General features: G+C 38.9%; 19 protein-coding genes and 1 pseudogene. 18 read left to right on the top strand and 2 right to left on the bottom strand.

What is annotated here, in order from left to right:
* Positions 1-13: 13 nt before the first annotated feature.
* Entirely contained in the window at positions 14-748 is a 735-nt protein-coding gene (locus A5875_RS07805) for a MurR/RpiR family transcriptional regulator (protein ID WP_176244634.1), read from the top strand.
* Between the two features lie 28 nt (positions 749-776).
* Here the strand turns inward: A5875_RS07805 and A5875_RS07800 are convergent, their stop codons facing one another.
* Positions 777-1,994, bottom strand: coding sequence for an MFS transporter (locus A5875_RS07800; protein WP_088933070.1), 1,218 nt, complete (start codon positions 1,992-1,994; stop codon positions 777-779).
* 109 nt (positions 1,995-2,103) lie between these two features.
* Entirely contained in the window at positions 2,104-2,628 is a 525-nt protein-coding gene (locus A5875_RS07795; protein ID WP_088933069.1) for a PadR family transcriptional regulator, read from the bottom strand.
* Between the two features lie 387 nt (positions 2,629-3,015).
* On the opposite strand from A5875_RS07795, the gene A5875_RS07790 reads away from it, so the two are divergent.
* The 17 genes and pseudogenes from A5875_RS07790 to recN all read left to right on the top strand — a co-directional run bounded on the left by A5875_RS07790 (position 3,016) and on the right by recN (position 18,593).
* Complete coding sequence (locus A5875_RS07790) at positions 3,016-3,867, top strand: PRD domain-containing protein (protein ID WP_088933068.1); 852 nt, start codon at positions 3,016-3,018, stop codon at positions 3,865-3,867.
* Complete coding sequence (locus A5875_RS07785) at positions 3,864-5,723, top strand: beta-glucoside-specific PTS transporter subunit IIABC (RefSeq protein WP_088933067.1); 1,860 nt, start codon at positions 3,864-3,866, stop codon at positions 5,721-5,723. The genes A5875_RS07790 and A5875_RS07785 overlap by 4 nt, the downstream gene beginning before the upstream one ends.
* Before the next feature lie 12 nt (positions 5,724-5,735).
* Positions 5,736-7,160 carry a family 1 glycosylhydrolase gene (locus A5875_RS07780; protein WP_088933066.1) on the top strand — a complete coding sequence of 475 codons (1,425 nt, stop codon included), beginning with the start codon at positions 5,736-5,738 and terminating at the stop codon, positions 7,158-7,160.
* Positions 7,161-7,162: 2 nt separating this feature from the next.
* Positions 7,163-7,942 carry a histidine phosphatase family protein gene (locus A5875_RS07775; RefSeq protein WP_088933065.1) on the top strand — a complete coding sequence of 260 codons (780 nt, stop codon included), beginning with the start codon at positions 7,163-7,165 and terminating at the stop codon, positions 7,940-7,942.
* 118 nt (positions 7,943-8,060) lie between these two features.
* Positions 8,061-8,762, top strand: a complete 702-nt coding sequence (locus tag A5875_RS07770) for a hypothetical protein (protein WP_088933064.1) — start codon at positions 8,061-8,063, stop codon at positions 8,760-8,762.
* A gap of 214 nt (positions 8,763-8,976) precedes the next feature.
* Entirely contained in the window at positions 8,977-9,213 is a 237-nt protein-coding gene (locus tag A5875_RS07765) for a GlsB/YeaQ/YmgE family stress response membrane protein (protein WP_088933063.1), read from the top strand.
* A 129-nt stretch (positions 9,214-9,342) separates the two neighbouring features.
* Positions 9,343-10,407: a M24 family metallopeptidase gene (locus A5875_RS07760; RefSeq protein WP_088933062.1), complete on the top strand. Its 1,065-nt coding sequence runs from the start codon at positions 9,343-9,345 to the stop codon at positions 10,405-10,407.
* A gap of 196 nt (positions 10,408-10,603) precedes the next feature.
* Entirely contained in the window at positions 10,604-11,161 is a 558-nt protein-coding gene (efp, locus tag A5875_RS07755; RefSeq protein ID WP_088933061.1) for an elongation factor P, read from the top strand.
* 202 nt (positions 11,162-11,363) lie between these two features.
* Positions 11,364-11,729, top strand: a pseudogene (locus tag A5875_RS07750) (Asp23/Gls24 family envelope stress response protein); the annotation flags it as partial.
* Positions 11,722-12,180, top strand: coding sequence for a transcription antitermination factor NusB (gene nusB, locus A5875_RS07745; RefSeq protein WP_088933060.1), 459 nt, complete (start codon positions 11,722-11,724; stop codon positions 12,178-12,180). The pseudogene A5875_RS07750 and the gene nusB, both read left to right, overlap by 8 nt.
* A 58-nt stretch (positions 12,181-12,238) precedes the next feature.
* The gene (locus A5875_RS07740; protein WP_088934654.1) at positions 12,239-13,096 is read left to right on the top strand and encodes a bifunctional methylenetetrahydrofolate dehydrogenase/methenyltetrahydrofolate cyclohydrolase; all 858 of its coding nucleotides are present in this window, start codon (positions 12,239-12,241) and stop codon (positions 13,094-13,096) included.
* Positions 13,097-13,111: 15 nt separating this feature from the next.
* Positions 13,112-14,452 (top strand): exodeoxyribonuclease VII large subunit, encoded by a 1,341-nt coding sequence (xseA, locus tag A5875_RS07735; protein WP_088933059.1) that lies wholly within the window; start codon positions 13,112-13,114, stop codon positions 14,450-14,452.
* Positions 14,452-14,673, top strand: a complete 222-nt coding sequence (locus A5875_RS07730; RefSeq protein ID WP_010740497.1) for an exodeoxyribonuclease VII small subunit — start codon at positions 14,452-14,454, stop codon at positions 14,671-14,673. Before xseA ends, A5875_RS07730 begins: the two co-directional genes overlap by 1 nt.
* Entirely contained in the window at positions 14,674-15,558 is an 885-nt protein-coding gene (locus A5875_RS07725; protein WP_088933058.1) for a polyprenyl synthetase family protein, read from the top strand.
* Positions 15,559-15,604: 46 nt separating this feature from the next.
* Positions 15,605-16,420: a TlyA family RNA methyltransferase gene (locus tag A5875_RS07720; RefSeq protein ID WP_088933057.1), complete on the top strand. Its 816-nt coding sequence runs from the start codon at positions 15,605-15,607 to the stop codon at positions 16,418-16,420.
* A gap of 14 nt (positions 16,421-16,434) precedes the next feature.
* Positions 16,435-16,893 carry an arginine repressor gene (locus tag A5875_RS07715; RefSeq protein ID WP_088933056.1) on the top strand — a complete coding sequence of 153 codons (459 nt, stop codon included), beginning with the start codon at positions 16,435-16,437 and terminating at the stop codon, positions 16,891-16,893.
* Between the two features lie 29 nt (positions 16,894-16,922).
* Positions 16,923-18,593: a DNA repair protein RecN gene (gene recN / locus A5875_RS07710; RefSeq protein WP_088933055.1), complete on the top strand. Its 1,671-nt coding sequence runs from the start codon at positions 16,923-16,925 to the stop codon at positions 18,591-18,593.
* Positions 18,594-18,607 lie beyond the last annotated feature (14 nt).

Below are 18,607 nucleotides of genomic sequence, written 5' to 3'. Positions count from 1 at the left end.
GGAGGAGATGCCGATGTTTTCAGTCGAACAGCTATCAAGTTTTAACGATTTAGACTACTTAATCTATAATTTTATTATTGAAAATCCAGCGAAAATTCCTTATATGACCATCCGAGAACTAGCTGCCGAGACCCATGTTTCCACAGCGTCTATCACACGTTTTGCTAAAAAAGTCGGATGCGGCGGGTTCACCGAGTTCAAGCTGCTTTTCAAAAAAGAACAAACTCAAACCGAAACGGAGATAATCGATGACATCTCTGTTGCCGAGGCCTTCTTTGCGCGGGCGAAAGAAACAAATTTTCAAAAGAAATTAGACGAAACGGCTCAAGTTCTTGCGGATGCTCGTATGATTATTTGTGTCGGGACAGGAAATTCTGGGGTAATGGCGATTTATGCGGCCCGCTATTTTTCTTCATTAGGAAAATTCGCAGTCAATGTTGACAATCCAATGTTCGCCATCGATATACCGACTTCATCAGACACTGTGTTCATTTTCTTCTCTGTGTCAGGAGAAATGTTTTTGAAAACATTGCCCTTGATCAAAGCCAGCGAAGCAAAAATTATTTCGATCACCAACAGCCGCAACAATCCGTTAGCTAAAATCTCGGATTGCAACTTGGCCTATTATGTTCAACAGGAAAAGAAAACGATCGAGTCCTATGAATACTTGATCGACACCACGACTCAGATACCCGTCATCTACATGATCGAAGTATTAGCCAAAAAAGTCCGCCAATTAATGCAATAAAAAAAGAGCGATCACTCGCTCTTTTTTTTTATGCATTCTCTTCAAGCTCGTCTTCTTTTGTTTCAAAATATTGCGAATGAACCACAACTAAGACAATCCCAATAAAGACCATCGCGCTGGCAAAATAGAAGGTATAGTTTCCACCGAATCTTGCACCGATCAGACCAGCGACAAAAGGAGCAAGGGAACCACCGAAGAAACGGACGAAGCTGTACGTTGATGAAGCGATATTCCGTTTAATCCCCGGAATCTCCATCGCGATCGTAGTCATCAAGGTATTGATGATCCCTTGAAAGAAACCCGCGACGATTAAAGCAGCCGCTACAAGCGCAGGTTGATCCGCATTGATTCCCATCAGCAGTAAGCAAATAACAAAACCGATAAAGCCGATCATTAAAGTATAAAAAGTCCCGATTTTTCTTTCAAACCGTGTTGCCAAGAAGATAGAAGAAAGCGCCAATAAAATTCCCCAGCCGAAGAAGGTCATCCCGATTTCCATTTCTGAAAAGTTCGGCATTAAAAAGGGAGCATATGCTAGTAAAGTGAAGAAACCAAAATTATAAAGCAGCGCGATCAAACCAACGGAACGCAGTTTACGATTTTTCAATGCTTTGACACCAGCAAAAAATTCTATTTTTTCTTTCGCGCCTTTAGGTTCCTTGAACATGATCAAAATTGATAGGAATGAGATCAGCATCAACACCGATACACCGGCAAAAGGCCAGCGCCAAGAGATCGAACCAAGTGATCCGCCGACTAGCGGGCCAATCGACATGCCTAGTCCCATTGCCGCTTCATAAAGCATGATCGATTTTTCCGTTTGACCGATCAAAACACTGACGATCGCTGATAATGCTGTTGAAATAAATAGCGCATTACCTAAGCCCCAGCCAGCTCTGAAGTAGATCAGCGCATCGATTGTATTGGACAAGCCAGCAAAAAGTGCGAATAAAATAATAATAAATAGTCCCAGCATTAAGGTTCGCTTGGTCCCGATCCGGCTAGAAACAAACCCGGTGAACAGCATAACGATTCCCGTCACCATCATATAACTGGTAAATAATAGCGTTGTTTGTGCAGGCGTTGCTTGTAAGGATTTCGCGATCGAATTTAAAATAGGATCTACCAATCCGATCCCCATGAAGGCGATCATGCAGGCAAAGGCGACAACATAAGCAGCCTTGCCATTTTCTTTTTCCGTAACTAAGTTTTCGTTTAAATTTTCCATTAAGTCACCACTTTCCATCCAACAGTTTAATCACAATCTTTATTTGTGTCAATATTTACATAAATATTTTTACATATATTTTCAGAAAAAAAGAAACAGATCGCAAATGATCTGTTTCTGCTCGTTACTATTTGAAGTATTCATCGATTTTCTCTTCGGCCCAAGCACACCAAGCAAGTTCTTCTTTGCATAGACGAATCTTGCGTTCAAGAATCAGCTCGCGGCCAAAATTTTTACGACGTTCTTCCGCACTTAATTCCTCCACGCTGGCTAAAACCTGTGAATATTCGTTAAGCTGCTCATGGAAATATTGTTTTCGCTCCATGATCAAAAATTTCGATGTATCTCGATCCAAAGCAGAAATCGTAAAAACTTTGGCTAAGAATTCATCCTTCTGAGAAGGCGCATGACTCTTCGTAAAGACCCATTCCTTTACTAATTCTTTTCCTGCTGGCGTAATGTCATAGATTTTTCGCTTACCATCAGGAATATCGATGATCTCGATCAACTCCTGTTTTCGCAGCTCTTTTAAGGTTGGATAGATTTGACTATGATGGGCTTCCCAAAAAAGATTCAAGAAGCGTTTCAACTCGTAACCGGTCAAAGGCGAACGCACAAGCATCGCTAGAACAACATAACTAATCGTATTCATCCTGTGATCCTTTCCATTAAGGATTTTGTTTAAATATTTTTTTCATGGAACTTTTCTCAGAATCTATTGTATCACTGTTTAATAATTTTGCTAACTGAGTCAATCAATGTTGGAACAATTTCGTTTTAAATAACAAAAGATTTTATTTGTTAATCGATACATTAAAAAAATAGAATTAGCAACATTTGAAGAAAGCGTTGACATTCATATGCGCATCCCTTAGAATGAAGTTATTAAATAATAAAGAGAAAAGACCGATCATGGCGCTGGAGTCATGATTGTGAGTATGTTACTGAAGATAATCAGGCAGAACTCAAGGAAGCTAATCAGGAGACCAAGGTCTCACTGTATACTTTCTTGGGTTTTTTTTCTGGAAAGGAGGAAAAAATGAAGATCAGCCAAATCTTAAATAATAACGTTGCATTGGTGAAGCGTGGAGGAAATGAGGTCTTCGTCGTTGCAAAAGGAATTGGTTTCAAAAAGAAAAAGGGGCAGCAGATATCAGAAGAGGAAGTCGAAAAAATGTATATTCTCGATTCCTTTGATATGTTGGATCATTTCAGTTATTTATTATCTCATTCTGACCCCAACGATATTCTTTTGATCAGCAAAATTATTTCCTATGGGGAGGAACAACTTGGCATCAAAGCAAGTGACTATTTGAGTTTGGCTCTTCTTGATCACCTGGAGTTCCTGTTGAAACGAGTAGAGAAACAGCAATTTATTAAGAGTCCATTGATTTGGGATACGAAACGATTTTATCCGGATTATTTCAAAGTTGGACTTAAAGCATTAAAAATGATTGAAGAGCAAAAGGGGCTGCAGCTGCCTGAAGATGAAGCAGTATCGTTATGTTTACACTTTGTCAATATGGAGGAAAGTCGCGAAGGTCGTAAGGATCATGTATTGGAGATGCGTACATTAGGCGATTTGGTTTCAATTGTGGAGCATCATTTCAATGTGAATCTAGATGAACAATCAACGAACTATATGCGATTTACCACACATCTGCAATATTTTGTGCAGCGAATTATTGATGGTGAAATTTTTAATGATGGATCAGAAACCTTAGAACTGTACAAACAGGTTTGTCAGTTGTATCCAGAATCCTTTAAGGCTGTTCAAAAAATGAAAATCTACGTGCAGTCGCAATTTAATTTAGAAATTTCCATCAATGAAGAGACCTATTTGATGCTTCATATCAATCGTGTGACAGAAAGAATGGAGGACAAAAAATGAGTTATGAAAAACTAAATAAGCAGCTGATCGAGTTGGTCGGCGGAAAAGATAATATCAAAGCAGTCGCGCACTGTGTGACACGCCTGCGTTTGACACTAAATGACCGCAGTCTAGCTAAAACAGAAGAAATCAAGAATTTAGATGGCGTGATCGATGTTGTTTCCAATGACGTTGCGTATCAAATCATCGTTGGGACACATGTAACGGACGTTTACAATGAATTCATGGCAATGCTTGGTTTAAAGCCCGACGGTGAGGAAGCCGAAAAACCAAAAGCAAAAGGTATCAAGGGTGTCGCTTCATCGATTCTAGTCATGATTTCGGAGACAATGACTTCGATTATTGAGGTATTACTGGCGGCAGGTATGATTGCCGGCATTATGGCAATTATTTCATTAACAGGGCTGGTCTCAAAAGACAGCTCAACTTATATGATTTTTGACACATTACGCGGCGGGGTTTTCCACTTTTTACCAGTCTTTATTGCGGCCTCCGCAGCTAAACGAATGAAGCTGAATGAGTATGTAGCGATGGCCTTAGCGGTGGCTCTACTTTCAACTAGTATTGATGGTGTCAAAGGACTAGAGTTGTTCGGTTATAATTTACCGACGATTGGTTATGCCAATACATTTATTCCTATTTTACTTGGTGTATGGTTTTTAAGTGTTGTGACGAAATATCTGAAGAAAATCATTCCAAGCGGATTGCAGTATTTCTTAGTACCAGCTTTGTCGCTTGTCTTGACTTTCCCAGTCATCTTAGTAGTTTTTGGCCCGATTGGAACATTGATCGGTGACGGAGTAAATGCATTCTTCAGCATACTGATGAATACAATCGGAAACTGGATCGTAGTAATGCTGTACGCGGCGTTCCAACCATTCTTGATCGTCTTAGGAGCAGCGAATTTTACTTATCCAATCGTGTTGAATTTCTTGGGAACATTAGGCTATGATCCAATCATCAACCACGCAGCAACGATTTCTGACATTGCGGTTTGTGGTGCTATGTTTGGCTACTTCTTACGTGCGAAAAAGGGTCATGAACGACAAATGTTCGGTACAGTAAGCTTTAGTGCCTTAATGGGGATCACAGAGCCAGCGGTTTTTGGTGTCTTTGTAAAATATCGTCGACCGTTCTTAGCCGTTATTATCGGCGGTGGACTTGGCGGATTGATCGCTGGTTTAACTGGTGTGAGAACAATGGGATTTGTTTGGGGCTTAGCTGCCTTGCCAACTTATTTAGCTGGCGGGACCAGCAATTTTATTTGGATGTTGGTCAGTGTCATTGTTGGCTTTGTCGGTGCTGCAGCAGTAGCTTACGGTGTCGGTATTCCAAAAGAAGTTTCTGAAGAAGAACTTGAAGAAAAAGAATTAGTGGAAGCATTAGAAAGCAATCAAGGGTTAAAGCAGATTTGTATTGGAAAAATTGCTGAAGGTACAGCGATTCCATTGAGCGAAGTCAGTGATAAGGCCTTTGCCTCAGGTGCATTAGGAAAAGGTGTCGGTATTTTACCTGCTAATGCCGAAGAGACAATTGTATCTCCTGTTGAAGGAACTGTCACGGTTGCTTTTCCAACTAAACATGCATATGGCATCAAAACTAAAAACGGTGTAGAACTGCTGATTCATATCGGCGTTGATACTGTGAATCTGGAAGGAAAATACTTCGAGGGCTTTGTAGAGCAAGGTCAAGAAGTGAAAAAAGGTGATATTTTAGCTAAATATCAAGCAGATAAAGTACAAGAAGCCGGTTTTGATCCAGTAATCATTGTGGTTGTAACAAATTCAAATGATTACCTTGATGTAATTTCAGCGGGCAATGATCAAGACGAAGAATTACTAACAGTGATTTTATAAAAGGAGCAGTTTATGACATTAAGAAAAGATTTTTTGTGGGGCGGCAGCATCGCCGCCCATCAATGTGAAGGAGCTTGGCAAGAAGGCGGCAAAGGACCAGCGATTATGGACTTTGTTACAAAAGGGTCAAATAAAGAACCGCGACTGATTACTGAATCGATTGATCCCAAGCTAGATTATCCTTCCCATCTAGGGATCGATTTTTATCATCATTACAAAGAAGACATCCAATTATTTAAAGAAATGGGCTTCAACGCATTACGTATTTCGATCGATTGGTCACGGATCTTTCCTAATGGTGATGAACAAACACCAAATCAAAATGGACTTGATTACTATGAGAAAGTTATTGATGAACTGCTAACAAATGGGATTGAACCGATCGTGACACTTTATCATTTTGAGCTGCCAATCTATTTAGTTCAAAAATATGGTTCTTGGAAAAATCGGCAAGTCATCGATTTTTATCTGCATTATTGCGAAACAGTTATGCGCGCTTATGACGGCAAAGTAAAATATTGGATCACCTTTAATGAGATGAATCATCTTGATCCGCAGTCCGAGCAATCGGATATCTTTACCTACTTAATTGCTGGTCTAAAATATAGTGAGATGAAAAATCCTGCAGAAGATTTAGCGCGAATCGGATACAACATGACTCTAGCAGGTGTTAAGGCGGCTCGTTTAGGACGAACAATCAATCAAAAAAACAAAATCGGCTGCGTTTTCGGATTGAATCCAATCTATTCATATGATTGCCAGCCTGATAATGTCTTGAAAGGATTTTTAGACAACGATCGAGATTACTATCAAGTTGATGCTATGTGTAATGGCAAATTTCCTAAATATAAATTGAAGCAATATGAATCATTGAATATTGATTTAGAAAATCAACCAAATGATGTAGAGGATTTTGCTAAAGGTTCGATCGATTTTATTGGTCTGAATTATTACATGTCCAGCATTTCAGAACCGAACACACCAGTTGAGGCAGAAACAGCCTTGTTCGGTGGTATTCAAAATCCTCATATAGAACAATCAAAATGGGGTTGGGGTATTGATCCAACGGGAATTCGTTATGTGATGAATTACTTGTATCGAAAATATGAATTGCCAATCATAATTACTGAAAATGGCTTAGGTGCTGTCGATCAAATAGAAAATGGAGCGATTCACGATGATTATCGTATCGACTATTTGAAAAAACACATTAAGGCAGTTAAGCAAGCCGTAGAAGAAGATTATGTAGAATGCTTTGGATATCTAACTTGGGGACCAATTGATCTGGTCAGTGCAACTACGGGAGAAATGAGTAAACGATACGGGTTCATATATGTTGATTTAGATAACGAGGGTAAAGGAAGTTTAGAACGTTCTAAAAAAGATTCCTTTGATTGGTATCAAAAAGTTATCAAGAGCAATGGGGAGGAGTTATAGGAATGAAAAAAATTTTACGATTATTATTCGTTGCATTACTAGGACTTAGCCTGACTAGTGGGATTTCTGCTCAGGCGAAGGAAAAAGCAGCAGACAAAAAGGACGAAATAACGATTTATCTTGTTCGTCATGGGAAAACTTTTTTCAACACAACCGGTCAGGTCCAAGGCTTTGCGGACTCACCGTTGACCGATAAAGGGATCGAACAAGCGAAGCAAGTAGGCAAAGGATTGAAAAATACTAAATTTGATTTGGCTTATTCAAGTGATTTAGGTCGTCAAAGAAATACAGCGAAATTGATTCTTGCGCAAAACAAAAATAAGACGCCTAAAATAAGCGAACACGATGGTTTTAAAGAATGGAATTACGGCGGCTTTGAAGGGAAAACAAATGCAGAGATGTGGACACCAATCTTTGAGGCAAATGGTCTTAAGTTCGATGAAGAGTGGACTGACTATGACAAATTGGTGAACAATTTAGGCGATGAGGGTGTAGCGGACGCCATAGCAGAAAGTGATCCATTAAAAGTAGCGGAAACGTACGAAGAAATCACTACAAGAGGTCAAGCTGCTATGGATAAAGTAGTTGCCAACGCGAAAAAGAAAAAGGCCAAGAATGTATTAATCGTTTCTTCTGGCAGTATGATTCCTACTTTATTAGAGATGTTAGTTCCTGGCGAATATCAAGGAGAGGCAATTGATAACTGCAGTGTAACTACACTTAAGTACCATGACAATAAATACTCTGTAGATAAAATCAATGACACTCAATATGTAGAGTAAATACAAAAAAACTTTCGATAGCAATCTATCGAAAGTTTTTTGCGTTTAAACCTCAGACTTACGGCGGATGTTTTTTCTTTCAATCTTTAATAAACTTATTTCAGAGAGGAAGATCGTCATGAAAGTTTTATTTGTATTTGATGACCAAGAGTATTCAAGTTTTTTTGTTTATGATTTGACCAGCGGAGTAAATAGTCTGTTGCGGGTCTCGCCTGAAATAAAAATTCAGAAACTGACACTTGGTGAATTGTACACGCAAGTGCCAATTGAAAAGTTTTTAGCTTATTTTTCAGTTGCCTTTTCTATAGAAGTAAAAAAATATCTAATCCTAAAAAAAGAAGACAGTTTGCTTGGTGTGAAAGAAGCAGGTCTCGATGAGGATGGAAAAATGCCAGTAACAGTCTACAAAGACTTTATTGCTTTAAAAAATGGACAGCAGTTTATAAAAGGCGAACAGCGGCTAACGTTGGATGAAATTGATGCTTACATCAGCTATCAGATTGATCAGGATGGTCGCATCGATGTATTTGAACGGCAAGAAGATATTATTCGCTTGATGAAACGCAAAACGGTTCGTCCGAGTTTGTCTGCTATCACCAATAATTATGTAACAGTCAAAGAGCATTCAGGCAGCAATCTCAACTTAAAAGATATGCTAAAGTTGGGAACAGGTTATTTGGCCAAAGGCAATGCAAGGATGAACAAAACCAATGTGCCTGAAAACGGAAGTTATTCATTAAGTGGAAATTTTCCCTATCATTTAGATAGGATAGATTGGGAGAAAAACAGGGTGAAACTTCGATCAGATTTAATTGAATAAAAAGTTATTCACAGGTAGTCGTGAAAAAGCGTTTTAATTGCTCGGATTAGCCGCTTACATAGGCATAAAAGCGATCATATCAGTCTTTTTATAAGTTTCACAACTGCGAAACTTTTTGGATAAACTATGGTTAGGTACTTGACATTTGCGATTGACGCTTTTGTTTTAGGAATAAAAAAAGGATTTTGCTACATTTAAAAATGGAGGGATAATTATGATTTGGACTTTAATAGTAGGTGCCGTGATCGGAGCGATCGGCGGAAGCCTTTCTGGACGAGGAAAGCAAATGGGATGTATCTTTAATATTATTGCGGGTTTGGCAGGATCGTATATCGGTCAAACGATTTTCGGACATTGGGGTCCTCACTTAGCAGGAATGGCTCTAGTACCGTCGATTCTAGGGGCAGTAGTCGTTGTGGCAGTTGCCTCATTTTTAACAGGGCGACGATAAGATTTAATTAACAGAAGCTTGAAAAAGGCTTCTGTTTTTTTGTGTTCAAAAGTAGTCTTTTTTGTTTTTCTAGTCGTGTTCGTTCTGCTTTTTGAAACTCTTTGTTATAATGGAGGGTGGGTGATAAGAATGATAAAACGAATTGAAAAATTACGTGCATTGATGAAAAAAGAAGTAATCGATGCATACTTAGTAACGAGTCCAGCGAACCTTCGCTATCTGACAAATTTTACAGGAACAGCAGGCTTAGCATTTATTACTTTAGAAAAAGCTTTTTTTATTACTGATTTTCGTTACACTGAGCAAGCCGGTGAGCAAGTTCAAGCGATGACGATCGTCCAACAACAAGGAGATGTCGTAGGAGAAATTATCAAGCTGATGGAAAGTGAAGGTATCAACGTCCTTGGGTTTGAGGATGCTTTCATGACTTATGCTGAGTACTCTGTTTTTGAAGAAGTAATTGATGCGGAATTGGCTCCGGCTAGCGGTTTGATTGAAACGTTGCGTGAGCAGAAGGACGATGGAGAAATTGCCATCATTGAGAAGGCTTGTACAATAGCTGATGAAGGATTTGAGCATGTTTTAAAAATGATTCGTCCGGGAATGACAGAAATCGAGGTTGCAAACCAATTAGACTTCTTTATGCGCTCGCTGGGTGCAACGGGAACGTCATTTGATACGATCGTAGCTAGTGGAGTTCGTTCTGCTTTGCCTCATGGTGTTGCTAGTACAAAAACGATCGAGCAAGGCGATTTGATCACGCTTGATTTTGGCTGTGTCTATCAAGGTTATGTTTCAGACATCACACGTACTTTTGCAATAGGTGATCCGGGACAGCAGTTAAAAGACATCTATCAAATTGTGTTAGAGGCACAACAAAAAGTTATTGATGTAGCGCAAGCTGGAGTTACCGGTGCACAACTGGATGCAATAGCCCGAGATTTTATTACTGAAGCTGGCTATGGCGAGGCTTTTGGTCACTCTACGGGGCATGGTATTGGGATGGAAATTCATGAAGGACCAAACATTACTCGTTTCAATGATGAACCTTTAAAAGTCGGCAGCATTATTACTGACGAACCAGGTATTTATATAGCTGGTCTTGGCGGTGTCCGGATCGAAGACGACCTAGTGATTTTAGCTGGGGGCAATCGGATTTTAACGCACTCACCGAAAGAATTGATTATTATATAGTAAGATCAGGGCAATGAACGTCTTAAAAAATAGTTTCATTAAAAAGAACTAGCCGTGATCGAGTAGTGGTAGCGTAAGTAAACAAGAAATGATAAACTAGAACCAAATCTGTAAAGATGGTGCAACGTGCAGGTAATCAATTTTACTGGACATAAAAATCCATTGATTACCTTTCATTGAATTAGGAGGAAGTATCATGATTTCAGTAAACGATTTTAAAACTGGTTTGACTATCGAGGTGGACGGCGGCATTTGGCGCGTAGTCGATTTCCAACATGTGAAACCAGGTAAAGGTGCGGCCTTCGTTCGTTCAAAACTTAAAAATCTGCGTACTGGAGCTGTGCAAGAAAAAACGTTCCGTGCGGGCGAAAAAGTAGCGAAAGCTCAAATTGACAATAAAAAAATGCAGTATCTTTATGATGACGGAGATAATTATGTTTTCATGGATATGCAAAGCTATGAGCAAATCGAAATGCCCAAACAACAAGTGGCAGAAGAAATGCTTTACGTATTAGAAAATACAGAGTTAACGGTTATTATGTATGGCAATGAAGTTTTAGGTGTTGACCTTCCAAACACGGTAACATTAAAAGTTGCAGAAACGGAGCCAAACATTAAAGGTGATACTTCGTCAGGCGGCTCAAAACCTGCTGTGATGGAGACTGGCTTGACAGTCAACGTGCCATTTTTCGTAAATCAAGGAGACAAACTGATTGTTAACACACAAGATGGAAGTTATGTGTCCCGAGCTTAAATAGCCTGTGTTCCAAGAAGTTAGCTAATTATAAAAATATATCTAATGAAGATACATGAACATCAGACTTATTTTTTCTTATAGAAAAGATAAGTACATTGGAGTAATAAGGAGAGAGTAAGATGGCAGATGAAAAAAATTTGGTTTTAGGCGAAAGTCCTGAACCTGTCTCTTATACACATCTAGATGTGTATAAGAGACAGCACCAGAAGTGATCGAAGTAATTATCGGAATCGCGGCTTCTAAAGTCGATGGTGTCTATGGCATGCGTGGCTCTTTAGCCAGCAACGTGAATGAGTTGCTTGGTAAAGCAGCTCACGGAAAAGGTGTTTATCTTAAAAATGATGAAGACGGTTTGAAAGTCGATATCTATTCTTACTTTGACTACGGCACTTCTGTACCAAAAGTGGCTATGGCCATGCAAGAACGAGTAAAACAACAGGTTTTGTTTATGACAGATGTAGCTTTAAGTGAAGTAAACATCCATGTAGTTGGTGTTGTTGCTGAAAAATTAGAACAACCAACCCTAGAAGAATTATTCAATGATGAAGAGGAAAATAATGAGTAAAGAATTATCACGACACGAGATTCGGGAAAAAGCCTTACAGGCGTTATTCCCATTAGACGTTAACCAAGAATTAACGAAAAAAGATGCCATTAACCATGCATTGAGTATTGACCAACAAGAGTTCGTCAGTGAAGACGAAGAAGCTTTTGTTCCAGTTTATCTTGATGAGTTAGTTGGCGGAGTCGTAGAACACCAAGCAGAACTAGATGAGATTATTCAAAAACATTTACGTTCTAACTGGTCGATTAAACGAATTGCAAAAATGGATTTGATTATCTTACGACTAGGAATTTATGAGATGTTGTATAACACTCAAGTACCCAATCGAGTGGTTCTAAATGAAGCAATCGAATTAGCCAAAACTTTCAGTGATGACCAATCAAGAAAGTTCGTCAATGGTATCTTATCTAATGTAATGAAAGAGATCGATGAAGCTGGGGCAAATAGCTGATAAAGCTATTTTTCCCAGCTTCATTTAAACTATATAGAGAAAGAAGCGGGGAATGAATATGGCACAAATTATTAACGGTAAAGAATTAGCAGAAAAACTTCAACAAGAAACAGCAAAACAAGTTGAAACATTGGCAGAAAAAGGTGTTCATCCAGGTTTAGTCGTATTATTGGTCGGAGAGAACCCCGCTAGTCAAATATACGTGAGAAATAAGGAGCGGGCAGCGAAGAAAATCGGAATTCATTCTGAAGTAAAGCGTTACCCTGAAACAATCACAGAGGCTGATTTGATTAAAGAAATTGACTATTTCAATAAATCGGATGAATTTCATGGGATTTTAGTGCAGTTGCCATTACCAGAACATATTGATGAAGAAAAAGTGCTCCTTGCAATCAATCCCTTAAAAGATGTTGATGGGTTCCATCCAATGAACATGGGTCGATTATTTGCAGGGATGCCGCATACGATTCCTTGTACACCATACGGTATTATGAAAATGTTTGAAGAATATGATATTCCATTAGCTGGGAAACAAGCGGTTGTGATTGGACGCAGCAATATTGTCGGTAAGCCAATGGCGATCTTACTCCTAGGTGCTGATGCAACGGTAACATTAACCCATTCGAAAACTGAAGATTTAGCAAAAGTTGCTAGCAAAGCAGATATTTTAGTCGTAGCAATCGGTAAAGGTCATTTTGTTACGAAAGAGTTTGTTAAGCCGGGAGCAGTTGTAATCGATGTTGGTATGAACCGTAATGAAGCAGGCAAGTTAATCGGCGATGTGAAGTTTGATGAAGTTGAACCGATTGCCAGCTACATCACGCCTGTTCCTGGTGGTGTAGGTCCTATGACCATTACAATGTTAATGCAACAAACAGTAGAATGTTGCGAACGACAAGTGTTGAATCACGAATAGTAAAGAGGTGTTTAAATGGCACAAGAGTACTTAACTGTCAGTGCTTTAAACAAATATATTAAACGAAAATTCGATGTAGACCCCTATTTAGAGCGGGTCTATTTGACCGGGGAAATATCAAATTTCCGCATGCGTCCGAATAATCACCAGTATTTCAGTTTGAAGGATGAACGTTCAAAAATCAACGCGATCATGTTCAAGGGAGCTTTCCAAAAGCTGAAGTTCACTCCTAAAGAAGGTATGAAGGTTTTAGTCGTTGGGCGCGTAGCTTTGTATGAAGCAAGCGGGATGTATCAAATCTATATTGATCATATGGAACCCGATGGTGTCGGCGCTTTATACCAAGCACTTGCAGAACTGCGTGAAAAGTTGGATAAAGAAGGTCTGTTTTCACAACCTAAGAAACCATTGCCGCGCTATCCTAAAAGAATAGCCGTGATAACAAGTTCTAGCGGAGCTGTTATTCGCGATATCATCACGACAGTGAAACGTCGTTATCCAATCACACAGTTGGTACTATTCCCAACGCTTGTACAGGGGGATAAAGCCGCGGCTGATATCGTTAAAAATATTAAAAAAGCCGAAAACTTAGATTTCGATACTATGATTATTGGACGTGGCGGAGGATCAATCGAAGATTTGTGGCCCTTCAATGAAGAAATAGTCGCACGAGCGATAGTTGCTTCTCCCATACCGATAATTTCATCAGTTGGTCATGAAACTGATACGACGATAGCTGATTTAGTGGCAGATGTTCGTGCAGCCACGCCAACGGCTGCTGCGGAATTAGCTGTGCCGGTTTTATCAGAAGAAATCTTACGAATAAAAGAAAAGCAGGCACGTTTGGAACAAGCTTTTTTATATCAATTGCAACGAAAAAAAGAGCGTTTTGAACGATTACAGCAATCATACATTTTTAGACAACCAAATCGCTTGTATGAAGCCCAAAGCGTTCAATTAGATCGATTAATCCAACAGTTACAGCAGAATATGACTGTCTTAGTTAATCAACGTGAGCGAGAATTGATGCAGTATAGTAATCGCTTAGCCCAAGCCAATCCTATTAATCGTGTTAAACAAGCACAGCAACAAATGGACTATTTGCAAGAACGTTTACAGCAGCAAATGCAGAATTACTTAGAAAATCAACAGCGACGCCTTCAACAAGCAATCACATCCCTTGATTTGCTAAGTCCATTGAAAACGATGGGACGTGGTTTTACTTATACGACTCAAGATGATCACGTGATTCGCTCGGTAAAAGATTTAAAAGAAAAAGAAATGACGGTACATTTTACCGATGGTACCGTAAAAGCATCCGTTTTAGAAATTGAAATTGAGAAAGGAACAAAATAATGGAAAATACAACCTTTGAAGAATCAATTGCTCAACTCGAAACTATCGTAACACAGTTAGAACGCGGCGATGTTCCGCTAGAAGAAGCATTAGAAGCTTTTCAAAAAGGAATGGTTTTAAGCAAGCAATGTCAGGATACTTTGACAAAAGCAGAGAAAACATTAACTAAAATGATGAGTGAAGATGAAGAAGTGCCATTTACTGGTGAGGAGGAAGCCTAAATGTTACAGCAGCTTTCTGCTGAAGAATTGCCTAAAGTTGAAAAAGAAGTCATCGATTTTATCAGCACTTGCACCACTCATGAAGAACTAAAGAAGAGTATGCTTTATTCAATTGAAGCAGGTGGTAAAAGAATTCGCCCGTTGATTGTTTTAGCCACTGTGCGAGCTTTTCAAAAAGAATTGACAGTTCCTGTTTATCAAACTGCTGGAGCACTTGAGATGATTCACACCTATTCATTGATCCATGATGATCTTCCAGCGATGGACAATGATGATTTACGTCGTGGAAAACCAACTAATCATAAAATTTTTGGAGATGCCTTAGCAATTTTAGCTGGCGATGGACTTTTAACTGGGGCTTTTCAATTAATTAGTGAGACAACTTTAGATTCAGCAGAGAATGTATTATTGATACAGTTATTAGCTAAAGCTGCTGGTATCAGCGGCATGGTTGCAGGCCAAGCAGGGGATATGGCTGCAGAAAAGCATCATGTTCCTCTAGAGGATTTAAAAGCAATTCATCGCGGAAAAACCGGTGCTCTTTTAACTTATGCTTTTGTAGCTGGGGGAATTTTGGCAAATCAGACTGAGTATGTGATTGAACTTCTTGAAAAACTTGGTGGTCATGTCGGATTAGCTTTTCAGATTCGTGATGACTTATTAGATGTTGTAAGTACCACCGAAGAATTAGGTAAACAGGTTGGTCAGGATGAAAAATCAGATAAAAGTACTTACCCAGCATTGTTAGGAATTGAAGGTGCTAAACAAGCATTAGCTGATGAATTAGGACAAGCGGAAACCACGATTCAACAATTAATGGAAGCAACGGAATTTCAACCTGAAATATTTGAAGAATTACTAGCGCTTTTTACCTTGGAGAAGTAAAATATGTCGGCTGAAAACTAAATCTATTAAAAAAGTAGGGGACAACATGAAAAAAGAACGTGTCGATGTGTTAGCTTTTAATCAGGGACTTTTTGAAACTAGAGAAAAGGCGAAACGCGGCGTAATGGCTGGCTTGGTCTATGATCAAAAAAATGAACGTCTAGACAAACCAGGTGAAAAAATTTCAATAGAGACGATTTTACAAATAAAAGGTCAACGTTTAGCGTATGTTTCTCGTGGTGGGTTGAAATTGGAAAAAGCTTTGAAGGAATTTGATGTAGATATCGAGCAAAAAATTTTATTAGATATCGGTTCTTCTACGGGTGGGTTTACAGATGTCGCGTTACAAAATGGTGCAACATTAAGTTACGCCTTAGATGTTGGGTATAACCAATTGGCATGGAAATTACGACAAGATGAACGAGTAGTTGTAATGGAACGAACGAACTTCCGCTATTCTAATTTAGCTGACTTTGATCAAGGACAGCCAAATTTTGCGACAATTGATGTTTCCTTTATCTCTTTGAAATTAATTCTACCACCATTACATGAAATCCTAACAGAGAATGGAGATGTGGTTGCATTAATCAAACCACAATTCGAGGCTGGAAAAGAATATGTTGGGAAAAAAGGGATTATTAAAGATTCTAAAATCCATTTGATGGTGTTAGAAGAGATTACAGATTTTGCTGTATCACATGGATTTGATGTGCAAGAATTAACTTTTTCTCCAATTACTGGCGGTGAAGGAAATATTGAATTTCTGGCCCATTTGAAAAAAGTAGCGGAAACGGGTGTATTAAATCCAGAAATTAATTTAGAAACAGTTGTGTCGGAAGCACATCAACAACTAGATAAATAATTGGAGGAGAAGAAATGCGTAAAAAAGAGCGGCACCGTATTATTACTCAGTTATTGAGTGAGCATGATGTGAAGAAACAGGAAGATTTTGTTGAGATTCTTGCGCAACAAGGTGTGACGGTAACTCAAGCAACAATTTCACGAGACATCAAGGAAATGAAGTTAATCAAAGTTCCTGCACAAAATGGTGGTTATCGCTACAGTATTCCCCGTAAAGAGCAAGAAGATGTGAACGAAAAGTTAACTGACCTTTTAAAAGAAGCAGTGATTGCCGTTGATCGCATGGAAAAGTTCATTAGCGTCAAAACTTTACCGGGAAATGCTTCAGCATGTGCAAATTTATTAGAAAAGCAATTTATGAAGAGTTTGTTTACGACTTTGAATGATGATGATAGTGTCTTGATGATAGCGCGAACTGAGGAAGATGCTATGCGTATCCAACAGGACATCACTGAGAAAAGTCAGAATGTTTAGTATGTCTCATTAAAAGGAGAATATAAAAAATGTTGCAAGAACTGACAATCAAAAATTTTGCGATCATTTCTTCATTGCATTTAGGCTTTACTGACGGAATGACAGCCTTGACTGGTGAGACTGGTGCCGGAAAATCAATTATTATTGATGCGGTTAGTTTGCTGGCAGGAACTCGTTCTTCAATGGAGTATATTCGTCAAGGCAGCGATAAATGCTTAGTCGAAGGTCTCTTTGATTTACCAAAGCAGCAAGAGTTTCAATTATTAATGGAAGAACTTGGAATTGAAGTTGACGAAGCTGGATTAATTGTCCAACGAGATCTGAATATTTCGGGGAAAAGCGTTTCACGAGTGAATGGAAGAATTGTTACCTTAGCGAATTTGCGACGAATTGGCCAATTCCTAGTTGACATTCAAGGGCAAAACGATCATCAAGAATTGATGCATCCAGAATCCCATTTACGACTTTTAGATAGTTTTGGTGATGCAGATTTTCAAGAGTTAAAAACTGTCTATCAAGCAGCTTATCGAAGCTACAATAATTTGGTGAATCAAGTAAGGAAATTTAAACAAAATGAACAATCCTTTGTTCAACGGATCGACATGTTAACTTTTCAACAAGAAGAAATCGGAAATGCAGAACTATCTTTTGGCGAGGAAGAGCGCCTAGTAGAAGAACGTGAAAAACTTACGAATTATCAAAAAATCGTTGATAGTCTTTCATATAGTTACCAGGCAATGACTAATGAAGAGTCGAGTTCATTAGATGTGATCGGTTCGGCTAGCCAAGAACTCCAAACGATTGCTTCCTTGGATAAGGATTACGAAAATATTTCTGATAATGTTCACAGTGCTTATTATCTATTGCAAGATGCGGTCACTGAAATCGGTCGTCAATTAGATCTGTTAGAGTTGGACGAGGAGCGTCTAGATTTGGTTAATGAGCGCTTAGAATTGATTCATCAGTTGAAAAGAAAATACGGAGATTCAATTGAGGCTATTTTGAATTATTATGATAAAATCAGTCAGGAACTTTTAGATTCAGATTTTTCTGGTGATAAACTTGAAAAATTGGAAAAAGAATTGATTTTAAAGGAAGAAAAGTTGCATAAATTGGCTGTGAAATTACAGGTATCACGAAAAAAAATGGCCAAAAAATTGGAAGCTGCTATCCAAAATGAATTAAAGGACTTGTATATGGAAAATGCTCGTTTTGAAGTGAAGTTCAAAGAAATCAACTTTGCGTCTGAAGGAATTGACGAAGCAGAATTCTATATAACGACAAATCCCGGTGAGCCATTGAAGCCGTTAGTCAAAGTAGCCTCAGGTGGGGAAATCTCTCGGGTCATGCTGGCTTTGAAGACAATTTTTTCAACAACACAGGGATTGACGAGTATTGTATTTGACGAAGTAGATACAGGTGTAAGCGGACGCGTAGCTCAAGCAATCGCAGATAAAATTTGTCAAATTGGGAAGAACTCACAAGCACTTTGTATCACCCATCTGCCCCAAGTAGCAGCGAAGGCTGACCACCAACTCTTTATTCGCAAAGAGATAGTGGATGGCAGGACATTGACCAAAGTGGAAGAATTAACGGAAAAAGAACGTACCGAAGAGATTGCTCGCATGTTAGCTGGGACTGAAATTACAGACTTGACTGTTAGACACGCGAAGGAATTATTGCAATTAGCCAAAAAATAGCCGGAGCTGCTGCT

Origin of the sequence: Enterococcus sp. 3H8_DIV0648, assembly GCF_002140655.1 — a bacterium.
Lineage (GTDB): Bacteria > Bacillota > Bacilli > Lactobacillales > Enterococcaceae > Enterococcus_A > Enterococcus_A hulanensis.
The sequence above is the reverse complement of the archived record's forward strand: the minus strand, read 5'-3'. Positions and strand labels throughout refer to the sequence as shown.

What these genes read in the sequence shown, in the direction of transcription:
- A5875_RS07720 (WP_088933057.1), top strand. Translation starts at nt 15,605, where the DNA reads ATGAAAAAAGAACGTGTCGATGTGTTAGCTTTTAATCAGGGACTTTTT.
- recN (WP_088933055.1), top strand. Translation starts at nt 16,923, where the DNA reads ATGTTGCAAGAACTGACAATCAAAAATTTTGCGATCATTTCTTCATTG.
- nusB (WP_088933060.1), top strand. Translation starts at nt 11,722, where the DNA reads ATGAGTAAAGAATTATCACGACACGAGATTCGGGAAAAAGCCTTACAG.
- A5875_RS07730 (WP_010740497.1), top strand. Translation starts at nt 14,452, where the DNA reads ATGGAAAATACAACCTTTGAAGAATCAATTGCTCAACTCGAAACTATC.
- A5875_RS07725 (WP_088933058.1), top strand. Translation starts at nt 14,674, where the DNA reads ATGTTACAGCAGCTTTCTGCTGAAGAATTGCCTAAAGTTGAAAAAGAA.
- A5875_RS07770 (WP_088933064.1), top strand. Translation starts at nt 8,061, where the DNA reads ATGAAAGTTTTATTTGTATTTGATGACCAAGAGTATTCAAGTTTTTTT.
- A5875_RS07805 (WP_176244634.1), top strand. Translation starts at nt 14, where the DNA reads ATGTTTTCAGTCGAACAGCTATCAAGTTTTAACGATTTAGACTACTTA.
- A5875_RS07780 (WP_088933066.1), top strand. Translation starts at nt 5,736, where the DNA reads ATGACATTAAGAAAAGATTTTTTGTGGGGCGGCAGCATCGCCGCCCAT.
- A5875_RS07715 (WP_088933056.1), top strand. Translation starts at nt 16,435, where the DNA reads ATGCGTAAAAAAGAGCGGCACCGTATTATTACTCAGTTATTGAGTGAG.
- A5875_RS07785 (WP_088933067.1), top strand. Translation starts at nt 3,864, where the DNA reads ATGAGTTATGAAAAACTAAATAAGCAGCTGATCGAGTTGGTCGGCGGA.
- A5875_RS07790 (WP_088933068.1), top strand. Translation starts at nt 3,016, where the DNA reads ATGAAGATCAGCCAAATCTTAAATAATAACGTTGCATTGGTGAAGCGT.
- xseA (WP_088933059.1), top strand. Translation starts at nt 13,112, where the DNA reads ATGGCACAAGAGTACTTAACTGTCAGTGCTTTAAACAAATATATTAAA.
- A5875_RS07765 (WP_088933063.1), top strand. Translation starts at nt 8,977, where the DNA reads ATGATTTGGACTTTAATAGTAGGTGCCGTGATCGGAGCGATCGGCGGA.
- A5875_RS07800 (WP_088933070.1), bottom strand. Translation starts at nt 1,994, where the DNA reads ATGGAAAGTGGTGACTTAATGGAAAATTTAAACGAAAACTTAGTTACG.
- efp (WP_088933061.1), top strand. Translation starts at nt 10,604, where the DNA reads ATGATTTCAGTAAACGATTTTAAAACTGGTTTGACTATCGAGGTGGAC.
- A5875_RS07740 (WP_088934654.1), top strand. Translation starts at nt 12,239, where the DNA reads ATGGCACAAATTATTAACGGTAAAGAATTAGCAGAAAAACTTCAACAA.
- A5875_RS07775 (WP_088933065.1), top strand. Translation starts at nt 7,163, where the DNA reads ATGAAAAAAATTTTACGATTATTATTCGTTGCATTACTAGGACTTAGC.
- A5875_RS07795 (WP_088933069.1), bottom strand. Translation starts at nt 2,628, where the DNA reads ATGAATACGATTAGTTATGTTGTTCTAGCGATGCTTGTGCGTTCGCCT.
- A5875_RS07760 (WP_088933062.1), top strand. Translation starts at nt 9,343, where the DNA reads ATGATAAAACGAATTGAAAAATTACGTGCATTGATGAAAAAAGAAGTA.